Here is a 20,499-nt window from a genome sequence, read left to right on the forward strand (position 1 = left end):
GCTTATTCTATTTTAGCCGCAATGTTGTATCGTTCATTTTGTTTTTTGTGTCAACACCAGTAAAAGAATAAACAGGTAATGTTTTTATTTTGCTAACCCTTAATCTTATTCACTTCTTAAACTCGTCACAGGATTTGCGATTGCTGCTTTGATTGCCTGGAAGCTTACCGTTATTAAAGCGATAAGAATCGCTATAAAACCCGCAATTAAAAATATCCACCAACTGATATGAATCCTGTAGGCAAAGCCCTCCAGCCATTTTTGAGCTGCGAGCCAGGCTACGGGAAATGCAATCACAAGAGAAATTAAAATGGGTTTTAAAAAATTGGAAGATAGCAACGCAACAATATTTTTTGATGTAGCGCCTAATACTTTTCGTATGCCGATTTCTTTATTGCGTTGTTCCGCTGTAAACATTGCCAGTCCAAAGAGGCCCAGGCATGAAATAAAAATTGCTAAAAAAGCAAAATAGTTTGAAAGCTTACTTACCACTTGTTCGCTTTTGTAAAGACTGGCATATTGCAGGTCGGAGAATTGGTAAGAAAAAGGGAATTCAGGATTTACAGTTTTGCAAATTTTTTCTAAATCAGCTAATGCCTGGCCGGTTTCGCCTGCTTTAATGCGCACCAAAATGGTGCCCCAGCTCCACCCTTCATCAAGCCGGATAATAAGCGGCTCAATAGGCGTATGAAAAGAATTGAAATGAAAATCTTTAAGCACTCCAATCACAGTCCCCTTGCGGTTTCCCCACGAAATTTCCTTTCCTGTGGCGACACCGGCAAAGCCTATCTTTTTAACTGCAGTCTCATTTAAAATATAGTGTGCCGAATCATTAAATGCCGGAGAAAAATCACGTCCTGCTGCCATTTTCAAGCCTAGGGTTTTTACAAAATCATATCCAACCACTCCATCAGCAAACGAAACATTTACATCAGGGCCTTTGCCCGGCCATGAGATACTATTGGTGTGATGTTCAATATAAGTGGGCGAATTTCTCATTTTTGAAATATTCAAAATCGCTGTATTGCTTTTTGCTTCCTGTTTAAATACATCAAATTTCTTAACCAGATTTCCTTCAATTGGGATATAGACAAGATTTTCCCGGTTGTAGCCAAGATTTTTATTTTGCACGTATTTCATTTGTTCATAAATAACGATGGTTGCAATAATGAGAATGATAGAAAGTGCAAATTGGAATACAACCAGTCCTTTGCGAAAAAAAGCGGTTGCCTGGCTAAATTGTAACTTTCCTTTTAGTACACGAACAGGATTAAGAGAAGATAGAAAAAATGCAGGATAGCTACCGGCTACCACGCCGGTTATTAATAAAAGACCGACAATAGTTGCATAGAAAAAAGGTTGATGAACCGGTAAAACCAGATGTTTGCCTGTAAGATTATTAAATGCAGGTAACAATAATGAAGTGAGCAGGAGAGCCATAAAAATGGAAATGAAAGAAAACAAAACCGACTCCCCAATAAATTGTCCAATTAATGACGAACGCATCGCACCTACTACTTTTCTTATGCCTATTTCTTTGGCCCTTTTGGAAGAACGCGCAGTGGCCAGGTTCATAAAATTGATGCAGGCAATCAGTAAAATAAAGATCGCAATAATGGTGAACAGATGAACATATTCGATTCGGCCGCCATCAATATAACCATCTTTAAAATTGGAATATAAATATCGTTGACTAAATGGTTGTAAAGCCAGCTCGGTAAGCAATCCTTTATTTTTTGGTTGATAATTATAAATAAAATCTTTTATTTTGGCTTCCACCTTATTGGCATTTGCATCTTTGCGAAGCTGGATAAAAGTTTGCGGTGCCGTATTCCCCCAATTATTAACCCAGCTATTTTGTTTTATATAATCTGTCCAGCTTCTTAAAAAATCAAACTGAAGTGAAGAGTTTGCCGGAATATTTTCAAAAACTGCCGTCACCTTAAGAGATTCTTTATTTTCATACCTAATGGCTTTGCCAATTGCTTTTTCCGGGCTTCCAAAAAAATTATCAGCCATCCTGCGGGAAATGGCAATGCCGGAAGGTTCATTTAAAGCTTCTGCTACACTTCCCTGCAGTAAATGAAAACTAAACATGCTAAAAAAATCAGCGCCTGCAAACATGCCCGTCATTTTATTAATCTTATCGCCCACTTCAAAAGTGTTTTCTGTGCCGGGGGGACCGGCATAGTCAAAGGCAGTTGCGTACCGTATTTCAGGGATTTGTTTCTTCAATTCCTGCGCCAGTAAGCCTTGTGTAGGATAACCTGCGTCAATTTTTCCATCATAAGTCTGGCGTTCATATACCTGGTATAACTCCTTACCGCTTTTATGAAATGCATCCACACTGTATTCATCTTTTATCCAAAGAAAAATAAGCAAACTACAGGTAAGCCCCAGCACAAGGCCAAGTATATTAATAACTGAAAATGCTTTATTGCGGATGATGTTCCGCCATGCAATTTTAAAATAATTTGGTATCATGGTAATTAATTATTGAATTATTAATTATTAAATTATTGGATCTTCCAGTGAACCACAAATAACACAGTTTCTTATTTTTCATTAGCTAATCAGCACATTAGCTAATTAGCACATTTTCACATTTTCGAATTTCACATTATGAAATTATTCACTTCTCAAACTTTTCACCGGATTTGCGAGCGCGGCTTTTATCGCCTGGAAGCTAACGGTTGCAAGGGCAATGAATATCGCCGAAATTCCGCCAACAAGAAACAGCCACCAACTTACATTGATTCTGTAAGCATAATTTTGTAACCAAAGATGCATGAAATACCATGCAAGGGGTGTTGCAATGGCAAAGGCAATAGCAACTAATATTACAAACTCCCTGGAGAAAAGATAAACAATGCTGACTGACGTAGCGCCCAAAACTTTTCTTACGCCCACTTCTTTTGTTCTTTGCACAGCCATGAAGGATGCCAGCCCGTATAATCCAAGACAGCTAAGGAAAACAGCGATGGCTGCAAATATTTTATAGAGTTGCGAAAGCTGTGTTTCCTGCTGGTAAAAGCTGGCTATCTTATCATTCAAAAAGCGGTATTCATATACATAATCCGGAAAGGTTTGCTGCCAGATTTTCTTAATGGATTGCATGGCGGCGGCCATGTTCGCGGTGGAAAGCTTTATAGATGCCTGGCGGTACATGGTGCTGTTTGTTGCCATCAGCAAGGGCGCCACCTCATTGCGCAATGACCTGTCGTTAAAATCTTTTACTACGCCAACAACAGGGCACGTTATCAAGCCATTCATCATGCTTATTTCCTTACCAATGATATCTTCCGGCTTTGTAATTCCTAAGCTTTTCACGAGAGATTCGTTCACCAAAAATTCGCGCGTGGGGCCGGAAGGTTTCAGGTTTCTGCCGGCTATCAATTGCAATTTGAACGTAGAAACATAATCATCGTCAACGAATTTGGAAATAGCCTGGAAGTCAGCGTCCTTTAGCGCATGGTTAAATTTAAATGCTGTAAACATGTTGTTATCTTCTATTGGTGAATTGGAATTAAAGCTTACTGATTGTATGCCGTTTGATAACAACTGCTGCTTTAAATAATCTGTGAGCGTTGTCCCGGTACTATCAGGCCGGAAAGGAACGTTTACAATCGCCTCTTTGTCGAAGCCCAATGGACGGTTCATAAAATAATTCATCTGTTTTACAATGACGAGTGTGCCTATAATAAGGCCTTGCGCGATGATGAATTGAAATACTACCAACCCTCTTCTTAACGAAATTCCTTTGGTTGCCTGTACGGTTATTTTACTTTTTAATGCACTCACAGGATTAAAACGTGATAAAACAATTGAAGGATAGAAGCCGGCGAGTGCAGTCACAACAATTGTAACACTTAAAAGAAATAAAATTATTGCAGGATTGCGGACTATATTGAATGAAAGCGAAAGCTGTAACACGCGATTTATATAGGGCATCGCAAGCAGCGCAATGGTGGCCGCGAATATGACTGCACTCAAAACAATTAAAAAAGTTTCAGTTAAAAATTGAATTCTTAACTGCAATTTATTGCTTCCCAAAACTTTCCTTACGCCAACCTCTTTCGCGCGGTTAATTGCCTGGGCAGTGGAAAGGTTGATAAAATTTACGCAGGCAATTAACAGGATGAATGCTGCAATCAGCCACAAAACATTAATCAGTTGACGGCTGATTACCTTATTGCTGAAATCGCCTGTTTGTGTGTCATAATGGATATCAGATACAGGTTGCAGAACATAGGTATCATTATTTCCGGTAGGTTGTAGCTGGCGTGTGTACCTGTTTAATTGGGTATTAAAATTGTCAACAGAAATATTTGGCGGCAACATTACATAGCAACCAAAATCAGGCGCCGTTCCATTCCATCCCGGCTGCTGAAATCCATATTGTGCATCACCCGTGAAATCTGTTCCATAAGCCACCGCCAATCTTAGCTGAAAGTCAGTATTGGCGGGTATTGAGGCGAGAATGCCGGTTACTTTTAGCGGCGTTGCAGGAAATTGAAAAAGGCCGGCTCCCATGCTGTAATAGCCTGCTATTTTAATTGTTTTGCCCATCGCCGTTTGCCAATCTCCGAAATATTTTTCTGCTGTTTCTTTTGTAAGTAAAACATTATTGGGATTATTAAGCGATGCATAAGAACCAGTAAGAAGCGGAAAATCAAACATCTTAAAAAATGCCGGCGACGTGTAAAATACGCCGCTTTGCTCTTTGAAATTTTTTACAGCATTTCCGGCATCGTCCAATACCTGCAACTCGTCATTGTGGCTTGCATACACCGGCGCAACCTGTTCTAACTGGGGAAATGCTGTTTTTAATCGTTCCGGCATTGCAAAGGGAACATTCCTAGCCAACGAGGTGGTTGCGGAATTTTCGTGGTGCAATTCTGTCAGCACGCGGTAGAGCTGTTTTTTCTTTGGATGAAAATTATCAAAGCTTGTTTGAAATTGAATGATGATAAAAATCATCGTGCAAACAGCGATGCCAACCGACAGTCCTGCAATGTTGATGATAGTGTAACTTTTGTTGCGGGATAAGCCCCGGAATGCCGTTTTGAAATAATTTTTAAACATGATATTTTCTTTTAGACGTAACTGTTATATGATAGTAAGCCAACAAATAATTCTAATTTTTGTTTTCTCAATTAGCACATTAGCTAATCAGCACATTACTCACTTCTCAAACTCTTCACCGGATTGGCCAGCGCGGCTTTTATCGCCTGGAAGCTGACCGTTATCAACGCAATAGCTAATACAACTATACCCGCCACAACAAAAATCCACCATGAAATATTGGTGCGGTAGGCAAAGCTTTGCAACCATTTGTTCATCGCCCACCATGCCACAGGAAATGCAATGACTGATGCAATCAAAACCAATTTTAAAAATTCCTTTGAAAGCATTTGTGTTACCTGGCTTACACTTGCGCCCAACACTTTCCTGATGCCGATTTCCTTGGTGCGTTGTTCTGCAGTATAGGTTACCAATCCAAATAAACCCAGGCAGGCCACGAGAATAATCAACACAGAGAAAATATTTAAGATGTCCGCGGTTTTTTGCTCTGAAGAATATAGTTTATTAAAAAGATCATCCATAAAACTGTAGGTAAATGGTTCACCGGTATTGTATGAATCCCATTTCTTTTTCATGGTAGCAAGCAGTCCTGCAACATCAGTTGTTTTTATTTTAAAGATCAATCCGCCTTCAGGCTGCAACGTCATGTATAAAGGACTGATCGCTTCGTGCAGCGATTTAAAATTGAAATTTTTTACCACACCAATCACACGAAAAGCTGTGTTATTTCCTCTGTCACTATTTTGCCGGATCACAGTTTTGCCAACAGCGGTCATATCATTCCATCCTAATGCACGCGCTGCAGTTTCATTCAGAATAATAGCCGTTGAGTCTGTCGCAAAATCCCTGGAAAAATTTCTGCCATTAATCATCTCCATGCCCAACGTGGAAATATAATTTTCATCCACATGATATTCCACACCATTAACGATTAAATGATCATTTCCCTGCGGGTAAGCCAGTGCGTTATTATAACTGCTTGGGCCTGCAGGTTTGTAATATGACGCAGTTGCATTTATGATGCGCGGGTCCTGCAGCATTTGTTGCTCATATACTTTCTCATTTTTGCCTAATGCATAAGAATTTGAAATAGTAATAAGCTGGTCTTTGTTGTAGCCAAGGTCTTTATTTTGTATGTACTTCATTTGACGGTACACTACCAGCGTTCCGATGATTAATACAACTGAAATAAAAAACTGAAACACCACCAAACTACTTCTTAAGCCAAAGCTTTTATGATTGCTTATCAGTTTTCCTTTTAGTACTGAAATGGGTTTGAAAGAAGACAGATAAAATGCCGGATACATGCCAGCAACAACGCCAACCAATAATCCCAAACCTATAAAAGCAAGACCAGGCTTTAGATCGACTGTTAAATGTTTTCCGGAAATATTGTTGAATGCAGGCAGAGCCAATTGTACCAGGGCATATGCAATAAGCAATGCAAAAAATGTAATGAGAATTGATTCTGATAAAAACTGGCTGACGAGTTGATATTTAGCCGAGCCTGCTACCTTTCTTATGCCCACTTCTTTTGCTCTTTTTGATGCGCCTGCTGTTGAAAGATTGATGAAGTTTATGCAGGCCACGATAAGCATAAAAATAGCAACCCCTCCAAAAATGTACACATAATTTGTGTTGCCGCCGGGCTCAAATTCCGTGGTGGTGTATGAATTAAGATGAATGTCTTTTAAAGGTTGCAATGTAAAACCCAGCGAATTCCCTTTTGTTATAAATTCGTTCAAACTCAAGCCCATTTGCTGCTGTATTTGCGGGCCCATATATTTGGCAACCATTGCAGGAAACCGGGCTTCAATTTTTTTTAAATCTGTGCCGGCATTCAATAAAAGATAAGTATGATAACCTCCGGCCAGCCATGTATCCGATTTGGCATCAGCCCAGCTTGTCATCGAGCCGAAGGCATCAAAATGAAAATGTGAATTGGCTGGTATATTTTTTATAATGCCGGTTACTTTATACACACGGCTGCTGTCTGTTTTTACCTGGATAATTTTTCCAACCGGATCTTCTTTACCGAAATATTTTTCTGCAGTTTCCTGTGTAAGCACAAGCCCACCCGGCTGTGCTAAGGCAGTTTTAACATCGCCTTTTATCATTGGCAAAGTGAAGATGCTGAAGAAGTTTGGATCAACCAGGGCGAAACGGTCATCTTTAAAAACCGTATTGTTGTAAGTAATTTTTGGTGTTCCAAAGTCAAGGATCCGCGTTGCATCCTGCACTTCGGGAAAATCTTTTTTCATCGTTTGTGCAACTGGCGGCATGCTGACACTCTCGTTTATTTTGCCGCCGTTAAGATTTGCCTGAAAAACGACTCTTACGATATTATCCGCATTTTTATTAAAGCGATCATAGCTCAATTCGTCGTGCACATACAACATGATCATAAAAAAGGTTGCAATGCCAAGCGATAGGCCAAGAATATTGATGAAAGAAAAAAGCTTATTCTTTCTGATGTTTCGCAAAGCGGATTTCAAATAATTTTTAAACATAAAATTGATTTAGGGGTTATGATTTTTTGATTTCTGATTATCCACTACACGGTTTTGAAATAATTTTTTATCATGAGAAATAATTATTAAATTATTGAATTATTGCCGTCTTCCAGTAAACCAATAAATAACATAGTTTCTTGTTTTTCATCAGCTAATCAGTACATCAGCTAATTAGCTGATTATTCGCTTCTCAAACTTTCCACAGGATTAGCTGAAGCTGTTTTGAGGGATTGCAACCCGATGAAAATAAAAGCCACTATAAATACGAAAGCGCCTGCAAACAAATAAGGCGTGATAGTTTGCTCTGCCCTGTAAGCATAGCTTTGCAGCCAATGATTTACCATTGAATAAGCGATTGGCCATGCAATTATATTCGCTATAAGAATAAGCAATGCATATTCTTTTATAAATAAAAAAACAATATTTTTTACTCCTGCGCCCAGCACTTTTCTTACGGCAATTTCTTTACTTCGCTTTGCCAGTGTGAAGGCAACAACACCAAATATCCCCATAAATACAATAAGGAAATTTAAAATAGTAGCGATATCAGTGGCTGATTTTAATTGTAATTCTGATTTATACAGCGATTGAAAATTGTCATCCATAAAGCTGTATTCAAAAGGAGAAGCAGGCAATATGGATTTCCATTTTTCTTTTACCTGGTTAATTGCATCAGCCATGTTTGATGTATTTAATTTCACCGTAAGAAACCGGTATGCTAGAGCATCTTCTACATTTGTAAATGCGACAGGCTCAATTTTTTGCTGGAGGCTTGAATAATTAAAATCTTTAACCACGCCGCTCACCGTAAGCATCACATTTGCAGAAAGCCATTTCACTTGTTTACCAACTGCTGACTGGTTCGTAAAGCCAAGCGCTTTTGCTGCGGATTCATTTAAGACAACCTGCCCGGAAATAGTGGCTTGTTGCTGATTAAAAAAAGTGCCGGATATGAGATGAAAGCCAAATGTAGCTGCATAGTCTTTATCCGCTACAGCATTGGATATAAAAACCGGCTGATTGTTACTGCTTCCCACCGGCAACAAATCAATGGCATTCGGTGGCTTCCGATCAGGAACTTCAAATGATAGCGATGCATCTTTTACAACAGAAAGCTGTTGCAGAGCCGATTTCATATTTTCCATTCTTTTTACGCCCGCAGAATCCCATTGTTTGGGCAAAGCGTTTATAATCATCAATTGCTCTTTGTTGTATCCAAGGTCTTTATTGAAAACATAAGAAATTTGTTTTGAAACGTTCAGCGCACTTATGAAAACAACAATCGCAATAGTGAACTGAACCACGAGCAGGATTTTCCGAAGCACCAGCCCACCTTTGGCGGAATCAATTTTTCCTTTTACCGCATGCAACACATTGGAAGCGCTTAAAATAAACGCCGGATAAATTCCTGAAATAAATCCAACGGAAAGAATAAGCAAGCTGAGTAATAAAAACTGATAAAAAGTAAAATTCCAGAAGGGGAAAAAAGTGGTGTCCAAAATATTTTCAAAAGTGGGCCGAAGCAGTTCATAAAAAGCGATTGAAAGAATTCCTGAAACGAAAGTGAGCAGCAGAGCTTCTGTAATAAATTGTATGATAAGCTGTCTCCTTGCTCCGCCAAACACTTTCCGCAGGCCTATCTCTTTTAACCTGTATGAAGAAATGCCAATATTTATATTTACAAAATTAATGATTGCCATCAGCAAAATAAATATGGCTACCACGGAAAGTGCGGCAATCATTTTTTGAACTGGGCTACTTCCCGAATAATAAGTTTTTACCGGCACAAGTTCTACCTGTAGATTTTGCTGTATTGTTTCGGGTGTATATTTCGCGAGGATTTGCTTGAATGGTTTTTCTAAATCTTTAGGCAAAATTCCTTTTTGCAATTCAACCATCCCCGCTTCAAATAATTGGTTCCAATTATCTGCGCCATCTCCGCCCTGGTAGTAGCGATTGCCAACAGATGGAACAAAAACGTTATATTCATCACCGACAAGGTTAAAAACAGAATTATAGGGAATATCTTTTAAAACGGCAGATACTGTATAATCCTGCTTTATGTTATTCACAGTTGTTTGAACAGAAATCCGTTTACCTACGACATCTTTTTGCCCAAAGAGCTTTTGCGCCATAGTTTCAGTAATGACAGCGGAATTATTATTTTGAAAAGCTTGTTCAGGATTGCCATATAAAACCGGAAGTCCATACATACTTACAAAAGTTGTATCACCAATGGCAATATTTTCTTTAAAATGCTTGTCGGCGGCAGATACCACATTAGTGACAGGATTATAACGATAATAATCAGCGACTAAATTTGGATATTCTGTTTTCAAAGTTTTGGCAAGAGGACCAAGAGTGGTAATATCAAGCCCCATATCTCTCGTCTTCCATTTGCTTTTAATGATGTATTGGTTCTCCAGGTTTTTAAGATTGCTGTTCACAGCCTCCTGGTTCAGGATATAAATGCCGGTTATAATTGAAAACGTAATGCCAATGGCAAGGCATAAAATATTGATAAGGGAAAACAATTTATGCGCTATAAGATGGCGGACAGCGATTTTGAAATAATTTTTGAACAATTTATTTTCGTTTATGGGTGGCTGTTATATAGATGTCATATAGAGAATCAACAAATAACCTGGATTCTTATTTTATTTTTTCATTTCAAACGCGGTCTGACCTTCGGTACCGACCGCTACGATTTTCCCTTTAGCACATTAGCACATCATCTAATCAGCACATCAATCATTCACTTCTCAAACTCTTCACAGGGTTTGCAAGCGCTGCTTTGATCGCCTGGAAACTCACTGTTATTAAAGCTATCAAAAGAGCGAGCAAAGCAACCACTACAAAAATCCACCAACGAATATGAATCCGGTAAGCAAAGCTTTGCAACCATTTATTCATCGTATACAGGGAAACAGGTAATGAAATGGTTGTAGCAATACCTACCAACCACATAAAATCTTTTGACAACAGTTGCACAATGTTTATGACGTTTGCGCCAAGTACTTTACGGACACCAATTTCCTTGGTACGTTGTGTAACAATAAATGCTACCAAACCAAATAATCCAAGACAAGCTATAGACACCGCAAGTATGGTAGAAATCATAGCGATAGTACCCTGTTTTTTTTCGGTATCGTATTGCCTGTCAAAATTCTCACTGAGTATATGGTAGTCCGCCAGGCTCTCTTTATCAAACTGCTTGTAAATTTTTTCGACGTAAGCAAGGCCTTGTGATATTTTTCCATCGGCAAACTTAACATACAGGTTGTCCTGCATACTTGATGTGGCGGGCATAACCATTACCAATGGCTCCACTTTATGCTGTAATGAATAAGTATGAAAATCTTTCACAACACCGACAATAGTTCTCTCTAAAGTAACCGTATCCTCAACCTTGAATTGCAGATGCTTACCAATAGCACGTTTCCAACCTAACTTTTTCATTAGTGTTTCATTGATTAATGCCGATCCATATTTATCAGATTGTATTGAATCTGAAAAATTTCTTCCTTCCAGCATTTTTATATCCATCGTCGGGATATAATCAGGGTCAATCATAAGTTCCTCTGCCATGGTAGTAGCAGTTGAAAAGCTTCCGTCCTTTTCTTCAAACCTGTACCCCATCCCGCCAAGGTCATTATTTCCAATGGGATTTCCTGCCGATGCAACGCCTTGTATCGCCGAACTTTGAAGCAGCCGGTTTTTTATGGCGGGTATTTGATTTCGTACATTCCTGTTATCAATATGGAAAGTAATCACCTGGTCTTTATTAAAGCCAAGGTTACTATTCGAAACATATTGCAATTGCTGGTAAATAACGATAGAACTGAAGATCAATACTACGCTGACGGCAAACTGAAATATCACCAATGATTTACGAAATATTATGCCTGAATTTCTGAAGCCGGTTTGCCCTTTCAATGCGGGAATAGTTTTGAAATTAGCAAGGAATATTGAGGGATAAACCCCTGCAATTGCACCTGTAACAATTGAGAATAGCAGCAACACAAAAAGCGTTGTCGCAATTCCAAAATTCCAAATGGTTAAAGATTTACCGGTAAGCTGGTTAAACAGCGGGAGCGTTAGGTGCACAATAAATACGGCAAGAACTGCAGCGACACAAGTTATCAATACCGATTCTGTTATGAACATTCCGGCGATATTTATTTTGCCGGAACCAATTACTTTACGGACGCCTATCTCTTTTACTCTTGATGAAGAGCGTACTGTTGCAAGATTGACATAATTAATAATGGCAATGATCAAGATAAGTGCACCGATCGCAATAAGAATATATACACTGCTCTTGCTGCCGTTGTTGCTTAATTCATAACTGAGATTCGATGTCAGATGAATTGAAGTTAATGGCTGTAACTCCAGCTTATAATCATTTACCTTGATCAGTTTTTGAATATTCTGCTGCGCAAACCGGCAAAGTTTATTTTCAAACGCACTAAAATCTGTGCCTTTTTTTAATAATAAATAAGTGTACACATGAAAGTTTTGCCATCCGTCAGCGTCAAGGCCGTTTGCAACGGAACGTACCGCACTAAAACGAAGATGGGAATTCGTCGGAATGTCTTTTATAATACCTGTAACCTTGTTAGGATAATCATTATCAAAATAAACGGTTTGGTTTATAGCCTTCTCTGGAGAACCAAAAAGCTTATTGGCTAAACTTTCGGTTATAACAATCGTTTGAGGTTTTTGCAACGCATCTTTTGCTGAGCCATACAAAAAATGATAAGAGAATATTTTAAATAAGCTGTTGTCTGCAAATACAATATCGTTCTGTTTTATTTTTTTACCGTTATAAGTTATAACACCGCCACCTTCCGGATCAATACGCACTGCGTCTTCAATTTCCGGGAAAGCTTCTTTTAATGCGCCGGCAAATGGAGCTGAAGTCGTAGCCTGGTGCAGATCATTCCCATTCCATTTTGAATGTTGTACCACACGGACAATTCTATCTGCATTTTGATTGTAACGGTCGAAACTTAATTCATCGGCAACAAATAAAAAGATCAGCCAAAATGCAGCAATACCAATGGCAATGCCAAACACATTTATGATACTGTACATTTTGTTTCGAAATATACTTCTCCATGCGGTCTTGAAATGAATTTTAAACATTTTATTTCCTTTTATTCATGATCGTTATCTAATAAACCTGTCTACCGGCAGCAGGCCAACAAAGAATTCCAATTCTTGTTTTCTTAATTACCTAATCAGCTAATTAGCTATTCATTCACTTCTCAAACTCTTTACAGGATTCGCTATTGCCGCTTTTATAGATTGAAAACTGATCGTCAGCAAAGCGATCAATAAAGCAGTAATACCTGCAACCACAAATATCCACCAGCTTATTTCAATCCGGTATTGATAATTCTGCAACCAGTTGTGCATGATCCACCATGCGAGTGGAAATGCGACGAGGCATGAAATAAATACCAATAGTAAAAAATCCTTCGATAATAATGTGGTGATGTTGGTTATGCTGGCGCCCAACACTTTTCTTACGCCTATTTCTTTTACTCTGCGTTCTGCCGTATAAACTGCTAACCCAAATAAACCCAAACAGGAAATGATAATAGCCAACATGGCAAATACCCGCGAAAGCTTGCTTATCAATTGTTCATTCTGAAACATCTGGCTAAACTGGTCGTCGACAAAGTGATATGTAAAAGGGTAGGAGGGATTGTCTTTTTTTAATACGGTTGCAATTTGCTGTATGGCCTTTTCTACGTTGGCGTTTGGTTTTAACCGCACATATATGTTGGATGCATCAGGTATGTTCACCGAAAAAAACATGACAGGATCGGGCTTCCCATACATGTCGCCATACACATAATCATTTACAACGCCTACAACATTTAAAACGGTGCCGCTCGTATCGCCATCCCAATGCAATGTTTTCCCCACAGCGCTGTTGCTGCCCATTAATTTTTCTAAGGATTGTGTGATTAAAACATTTATCCTTTTTGACTGTACACTATCTGTTTCCACCAGGTCTCTTCCTTCTAAAATTTTTATGCCTGATGTTTTCATATAACCCGGCGATACATAACGCATAGAAATTAACACCTGGTTGTTGGATTTTTTTCCTTCCCAAACCAAACCACCAGTGTTATTGCCGTTGTATAAAGTATTATAATTGGAAATAGCAAGGTTTTCAATGGATCCGGTATTCAATAAATCCTGGCGAACGGCTTCATAGTTTTTTGTCATTTCCCTGTTCATATCCACCTGCAAAAGATTGTTTTTATTAAAGCCAAGATTCCTGTTTTTTACGTGTTGTATTTGCTGATAAATAATGATGGTACTGATGATAAGAATGATGGAAATACTGAACTGTACGATCACCAGCCCCTTTCGTATGATGGCGGCGCTGCTGCCTTTCATCTTCATTCCTTTTAAAACAAATACCGGGTTGAAGGATGATAAATACAACGATGGATAACTGCCGGCAAACAATCCGCATATTAGAGTGATGGCAAGTAATGCTATAATGTGCAGCGGCTTGTTTAATCCCAGCGCAAGATTTTTCTGAACCAGCAAATTAAACGCAGGCAATAAAAGCATCATAATAACCACAGCAAGCGTTGCAGATAATAACGCCATAAAAAGAGCTTCACCCATAAACTGGAAGATGAGCATTCTTTTCCCTGAACCCAGCACTTTTCTAACGCCCACTTCCCGCGCACGCTTTTCACTTCTTGCTGTTGCAAGATTCATAAAGTTGATGCAGGCAATTAATAAAATAATCCATGCGATAACAGAAAAGAGATGGACATAAGTTATTCTTCCGCCACCTGTTTGCACGCCGTCATCAAATTCATCCCGCAGATGCCAGTTGTGCGCGCTCCATAAAAAAGGCCGGGCAATAGATTTTGGTTCGCGTTTCTGTATAAAATCATAAAGAACTTTATTTACCGAAGCGGCGCTAACATTGGGCTTTAGCTCAACATAAGTTGAAAGGTCGTTATTGCCCCATTCTTTTGCCCAGAATTTATTTTCATCATACCAAACCTGGAAAGGCGAAGCCCATTCAAACTGAACAGTTGAGTTTTTAGGAATATCTTTGATAACACCCGTTATAACATAATCCTGTTTATTATCAACACGCACAGTTTTGCCAATCACATTTTTTTCATTTCCAAAAAACTTTTTAGCAGTTGATTGGGTAATTACCATTGAGTGCAATTCTTTAAAAGCCGTCTCTGCATTGCTCTCCACAAAAGGAAAAGTAAACATGCTGAACAACGAAGCATCCACATAACTCCCGGCAGCATACATTGATTTATTGCCAATAGTTATCAATTTTGTATCCAGTCCATTAATGCGGCAGGCGTTGGCAATGCCCGGAATTTCTGCCTTGATTTCCGGGGCCATTGGGGCGGGCGTAGAGCCAAATGTTGCGGTATATGTATCGTATTTTTGGTTTTCGCGGATAAAATATAGCTGATCTTTTTTAGCGTTAAACTCATCAAAGCTCAATTCATCTTCCACCCACAAAAAAATTAGTCCGGCGCAGGTGATTCCAATTGCCAATCCAAAAATATTTAAAAAGCTATAGCCTTTATTTTTCCAGAGGCTCCGGATAGTTGTCTTGAAAAAGTTTTTAAACATTTTGTTTTCGTTTATGCATGACCATTATAATATAGTGAACCAACAAATACTTATTATTTCTGTTTTCTCCATTAGCATAGTAGCTAATCATCACATTAGCTAATTAATCATTCACTTCTCAAACTATTAACCGGATTAGCCATCGCTGCTTTTACTGCCTTAAAACAAACTGTAAGGAAAGCAATTCCAAAAGTTGTGATCGCGGCGATAACAAAAATCCACCAGCTTAAAGATGTTTTGTAAGCAAAATTTTGCAACCATTTATCTGTCGCCCAATATCCGATGGGTAATGCAATACAAGTGGCAATCAGAACGGGTTTCAGCAAATCTTTTGATAATAATAATACAATGCCTTTTACCGATGAACCCAACACTTTTCTGACCCCGATTTCTTTGAACCGCTTTGTTGTGGTGAACGAAGCCAGACCAAAGAGTCCGAGGCATGCAACAAAAATGGCAAGACCGGCGAACACCGATAAAATAGTTTGCTGGCGGATGTCTTTTTTATAGAGATCGTCGAATTGTTCATCTAAAAAGTGATATTCAAACGGATAGGCTGAAGCTACGTTCTTATAAGCTTTTTCTACCAGCGCCACACCAGCTTTTATATTTCCGGGTTTTAGTTTTACCAGCGCTAATCTTCTGTCAGGATTTGGAGCAATAACCAGCGGCTCAATATTACTTTTTAATGATTGGAAATTGAAATCAGCAACTACACCAATTATCCTCCGTTTTGAAGTATCACGAATGGTATTTTCTATCCATTTACCCACGGCTTGTTGCGGAGTCCAGCCAAGTTTTGTTGCAGCCGTTTTATTGATGAGAACCGCATCAGTTGTATCTGTCGGATAGGACGATGAAAAATCTCTGCCGGCTATAATTTTTAAACCCAGTGTTTTTACAAATTCAAAGTCTGCAAACTCTGTTCTTGCATTCCAACGTTCATTATGATCCTCCACATTAAATACCTGCCCGTCGAAAAAGCCTCCTGGTTCGCCGGACATCAATGATACTGATTGCACAGCGCTTTCATTCTGCAACTGGCTTTTGAAAACATTGCGGTTTTTATAAATGTCGTTGTTATCAATGCGCACCATTACGGTTTGTTCTTTATTATAACCAAGCTGTTTATTTTTTACATAATTCATTTGTTTGGCAATGATGATTGTCGATACAATTAAAAATACGGTGATACTGAATTGCACTACTACCAAAACGTGCCGGAAAGCAGAACCGCCTTTACCAAGGCGTAGCTTGCCTTTTAAAGCATTTATCGGGGAAAATGCTGAAAGAAAAAACGCAGGATAACTTCCTGCTAAAAAGCCAACCACAATTACAACACCGGCCAGAAATATCCATATCGGAAGCGTATTCCATGAAACAGTTAATGAATAGCCAAGTATTTGATCATACCATGGCATCGCCAACACAAGCAGTACGACAGCAAACGCGCATGAAATCAGCGTAAGCAAAACCGATTCGCCAATGAACTGCCATACAAGATTATTTCGCAAAGCGCCTAACACTTTGCGCAATCCAACTTCTTTCGACCGTTCCGTCGCACGAATGGTAGAAAGATTCATGAAGTTGATACATGCAATCAATAAAATTAAAACAGCGACGGATAGAAAAATATATACTACCATTTTATCGCCGTGTTTGATACCATCTAAAGCTGTGTCATCAAAATATACATCTTTCAGCGGAGTGAGCGACAATTGATAATGATACAAACCATATTTGCGGATATCGCTGCCCATATATTTTTCCAAAAATGCAGGCAGTTGTTTTTCAATCTGTGATTTAGCCACATGCGGCTGCAGTTTTACATAAGTATAAATCCCATTGTTGATCCAAGTAGTCATCCACGTTGCGTCTTTATAATTTTCGAGCGGAATAACAAGGTCAAACTGAATATGAGAATTGGAAGGAACATCTTTGGCAATGCCAGTTACTTTAAGCGGAAGATCTTTATCGACAGCAATTATTTTGTCTATCGCATTATCAACGCTACCAAAATATTTTTTTGCAGTAGTTTCTGTCAATACAACACTATGTAGATTTTGCAAAACGCTTTCCGGATTTCCTTTTATTAAAGGGAAAGTAAAAAATTTGAAAAAGTTGCTGTCTGCATCAATTACTTTCTTTTCATGAAAAGAACGGTTATCAATACTAATGAGATCGTCGTTGGTATTCACACGGACTGTACTTTGAATATCTCCTGCAAAATCATTCTTTAATGCCGGAGCGTATGGGCCTGATACATAAGCAACATTTGCAATTTTACCTTCTCTCTCAAAACCACGCATTAACCTGTAAATACGGTCGCCATCCTTATGAAAGTTATCAAAGCTAAATTCGTTCGTAACGAACAAAAATATCATCATGCATACGGTGATGCCGATGGTTAACCCCATGATATTGATAAATGAAAAGACTTTGCTTTTTACAAGATTCCTCCAGGCGGTTTTGAAATAATTCTTTATCATTTTATTTTCGTTTATGTATAACTGTTATATGGTAGTAAACCAACAAATAACCTGAATTTTTTATTTTCCATTTCATTTAACCGCGGTCTGTTTTCGGTGTTCTTATTTTCTTTTTTCAAAAACCGCGGTCTGACCTTCGGTGCCGACCGCTACATTTTTCCATTAGCACATCAGCACATTAGCACATCAGCTAATTAGCACATTAGCTAATCAGCTAATTAGCTAATTAATCATTCACTTCTCAAACTCTTCACAGGATTGGTAATTGCCGCTTTTATGGCAGTGTGTCCGACCGTCAGCCAGGCGATAATCAGTGAGCTGATAATGGTGATTGCAAAAAACCACAAACCTATTGTAATACGAAATGTGTATTGCTGCAACCATTCATGCATAAAATACATGGCTATCGGCACCGCGATAAGAAATGCAATTGATATAAGAATAGTAAATTCCTTCAGCAACATAATTACTATATTCTGTACTGAGGCACCGAGCACTTTACGTATGCCGATTTCTTTTTTACGCTGCACACCCATAAACGAAATCAAGCCGTACAAGCCGAGGCAGGAAATAAAAATGGCGATGCCTGCGAAGATTTTGTAGAGCTGCGCAAGCTGGTTTTCCTGTTTATAATAACCGGCGATAGTTTGATCCAAAAAAGTATATTCGAATATAAAATCGGGGTAATTTTTATCCCATATATTTTTCATGGCCGCTATAGCCGTTTTTGCTTTGCCCATATTTATTTTAATATTAACCTGCCCGTATGCATTTTTAATGGTTGTTAATACAATCGGGTTGATTGGGTCTCTGAGTGAATTGGAATGAAAATCTTTAACTACACCAACTATCGGGCAAATCTTTCCACTAACATTCACCAGTTTGCCGATAGCACCCTGGGGATTTTGAATTCCTAATTTTCTAACTACTGTTTCATTCACTACAAATTCCCGGATGGTATCTGATGGAAAATATTTCCGGCCTGCAACAAGTGGCAAATTGTATAAGCTAAAGAAACTGGTATCTGCAGGCATCATAGCTACAATCATATCAGGGTTCTTAGTATTATTATCAGGAAGTCGTAAGTCTGTAAACCATCCACCGTTGAAAGACGGTGCGAACGCGCTAAAGCTTATTTTTTCAATACCCGGAACTTTATTCAATTCATTGATTAAAACCCCGGTTTTTGTGCGGCTCAGGCTATCCCGTGGCATGCCTGCGTTAATGATAGCGGTTTTATTGAAACCTAAATCAGCCGTGCGGAAATAATTCATTTGTGCAGCTACTATCAATGTGCCTATGATAAGTGCCTGTGCAATTACAAATTGAAAAACAACAAGCGCTCTTCTCAGCGAAATCCCTTTGCTATTATGATTGAGCGCAGCCCCTTTCAAGACATTTATTGATTTAAACCCCGACAACACCAATGCAGGATAAAATCCTGAAAGAATAGTGACAACAACCAAAGAAAATAACATAAACAAAATGAATTTGGAGTTGTATAAAATAACAGTTGACAACCTGATGTCAAGCAGGTTATTTACAAAAGGGATGCACAGCAAAACAACTGCAAGCGATAAAAGAAATGCGATAAAAGTAGTAATACCGGTTTCTCCAAAAAATTGCCATACCAGTTGCCTCCGGCTACTCCCCAGCACTTTTCTTACGCCCACTTCACGGGCACGGTTAATCGCTTGTGCTGTGGTAAGATTGATAAAGTTAACACAGGCAATAATCAGTAGGAATAAAGCAATCAGGCTTAATGCAAGAATCAGGTCTTTACTGAAAGTGCGGCCGGTAAAGTTTCCGTAGCGTTTGTCATAATGCATTTCATTTAATGGCTGAAGGGAAAGATCGTAGCCGCCATTAACCGGCGTAATGTGCCTTGCCGTAAAACCGGCCAGCAATTTATCAAAATGATTTTGCAAATCATCAGTATTCAATTGAACAAAACAATAATTATCATCCGAAATACTTCCCCAGTCGTTCATATCTATACTATTAGTAAGTGTTACATAGGAAACCACTACACTAAGAGGAAAATCGGTGTTTGAAGGAGGATTATGGAGAATGCCCACAATCTTTATATCCCTTCCATATAGACGGATCGTTTTGCCCATTGCCTGCTGCCAATCACCAAAATATTTTGCCGCAACATCTTTCGTTAGCAGAACAGTATTAGGCTCGTTGAGCGAATTAATATTGCCGGTGGCTAAAGGGAAATTAAACATTTTAAAAAACTGCGGTTCTGCAGTAAAAACATATGTTTCTTTAAATTTTTTCTTTATAGAACCATCCGGTGCCGTTATGTCCACCTGTACATTGTTATCGGCGGAAATCGCAGCGGCATTCGCCAGCTGCGGAAAGTCGGTTCGCAATGTAGAAGGTACGGGAAAAGGTACGCCCGCCCTGTATTCGCGGTTGACCACATTTTTTCCGATGCGTACCACACGATAAATGTTGTTTTTATCCGGGTGAAAATTATCAAAGCTTTGCTCGTATTGTATCACCAGGAATATTAAAAGAAAAGCGGCGAAACCAACTACTAATCCTGCAATATTGATGAAGGAGTTGCTCCTTTGCCTTAAAAGATTTCTCCATGCCGTCTTGAAATAATTTTTTATCAATTTTGTTTTCGTTTATGAGTGACTGTTATATGGATGTTATGATAGTAAATCAATAAATAAACTGAATTCTTATTTTCTCTTTCATCTAACCGGGTCTGACCTTCGGTACCGACCGCTACAATTTTCCATTTTTCCATTTTC

Annotated in this window: 8 protein-coding genes; all 8 read right to left on the reverse strand. The window is 38.8% G+C overall.

Features of this window, described 5'->3' with window-relative positions:
- Positions 1-105: 105 nt before the first annotated feature.
- The 8 genes from EFY79_RS16425 to EFY79_RS16460 all read right to left on the reverse strand — a co-directional run bounded on the left by EFY79_RS16425 (position 106) and on the right by EFY79_RS16460 (position 20,358).
- Positions 106-2,484 (reverse strand): ABC transporter permease, encoded by a 2,379-nt coding sequence (locus tag EFY79_RS16425; RefSeq protein ID WP_123121815.1) that lies wholly within the window; start codon positions 2,482-2,484, stop codon positions 106-108.
- A gap of 144 nt (positions 2,485-2,628) precedes the next feature.
- Positions 2,629-5,085 carry an ABC transporter permease gene (locus EFY79_RS16430; RefSeq protein ID WP_123121816.1) on the reverse strand — a complete coding sequence of 819 codons (2,457 nt, stop codon included), beginning with the start codon at positions 5,083-5,085 and terminating at the stop codon, positions 2,629-2,631.
- Positions 5,086-5,180: 95 nt separating this feature from the next.
- Positions 5,181-7,595: an ABC transporter permease gene (locus tag EFY79_RS16435; RefSeq protein WP_123121817.1), complete on the reverse strand. Its 2,415-nt coding sequence runs from the start codon at positions 7,593-7,595 to the stop codon at positions 5,181-5,183.
- A 182-nt stretch (positions 7,596-7,777) separates the two neighbouring features.
- Positions 7,778-10,183: an ABC transporter permease gene (locus EFY79_RS16440; RefSeq protein ID WP_123121818.1), complete on the reverse strand. Its 2,406-nt coding sequence runs from the start codon at positions 10,181-10,183 to the stop codon at positions 7,778-7,780.
- 166 nt (positions 10,184-10,349) lie between these two features.
- Positions 10,350-12,746: an ABC transporter permease gene (locus EFY79_RS16445; RefSeq protein ID WP_123121819.1), complete on the reverse strand. Its 2,397-nt coding sequence runs from the start codon at positions 12,744-12,746 to the stop codon at positions 10,350-10,352.
- 111 nt (positions 12,747-12,857) lie between these two features.
- Positions 12,858-15,242, reverse strand: coding sequence for an ABC transporter permease (locus tag EFY79_RS16450; RefSeq protein ID WP_123121820.1), 2,385 nt, complete (start codon positions 15,240-15,242; stop codon positions 12,858-12,860).
- Between the two features lie 107 nt (positions 15,243-15,349).
- Positions 15,350-17,731, reverse strand: coding sequence for an ABC transporter permease (locus EFY79_RS16455; RefSeq protein ID WP_123121821.1), 2,382 nt, complete (start codon positions 17,729-17,731; stop codon positions 15,350-15,352).
- Positions 17,732-17,961: 230 nt separating this feature from the next.
- Entirely contained in the window at positions 17,962-20,358 is a 2,397-nt protein-coding gene (locus EFY79_RS16460) for an ABC transporter permease (RefSeq protein WP_123121822.1), read from the reverse strand.
- Between the last annotated feature and the right edge of the window lie 141 nt (positions 20,359-20,499).

It is taken from the genome of Hanamia caeni, assembly GCF_003721595.1.
Lineage (GTDB): Bacteria > Bacteroidota > Bacteroidia > Chitinophagales > Chitinophagaceae > Ginsengibacter > Ginsengibacter caeni.

Bases quoted from the DNA above. Each gene is read 5' to 3' on its own strand.
- EFY79_RS16455 (WP_123121821.1), bottom strand. From the start codon at position 17,731: ATGATAAAGAATTATTTCAAAACCGCCTGGAGGAATCTTGTAAAAAGC.
- EFY79_RS16445 (WP_123121819.1), bottom strand. From the start codon at position 12,746: ATGTTTAAAATTCATTTCAAGACCGCATGGAGAAGTATATTTCGAAAC.
- EFY79_RS16435 (WP_123121817.1), bottom strand. From the start codon at position 7,595: ATGTTTAAAAATTATTTGAAATCCGCTTTGCGAAACATCAGAAAGAAT.
- EFY79_RS16425 (WP_123121815.1), bottom strand. From the start codon at position 2,484: ATGATACCAAATTATTTTAAAATTGCATGGCGGAACATCATCCGCAAT.
- EFY79_RS16430 (WP_123121816.1), bottom strand. From the start codon at position 5,085: ATGTTTAAAAATTATTTCAAAACGGCATTCCGGGGCTTATCCCGCAAC.
- EFY79_RS16450 (WP_123121820.1), bottom strand. From the start codon at position 15,242: ATGTTTAAAAACTTTTTCAAGACAACTATCCGGAGCCTCTGGAAAAAT.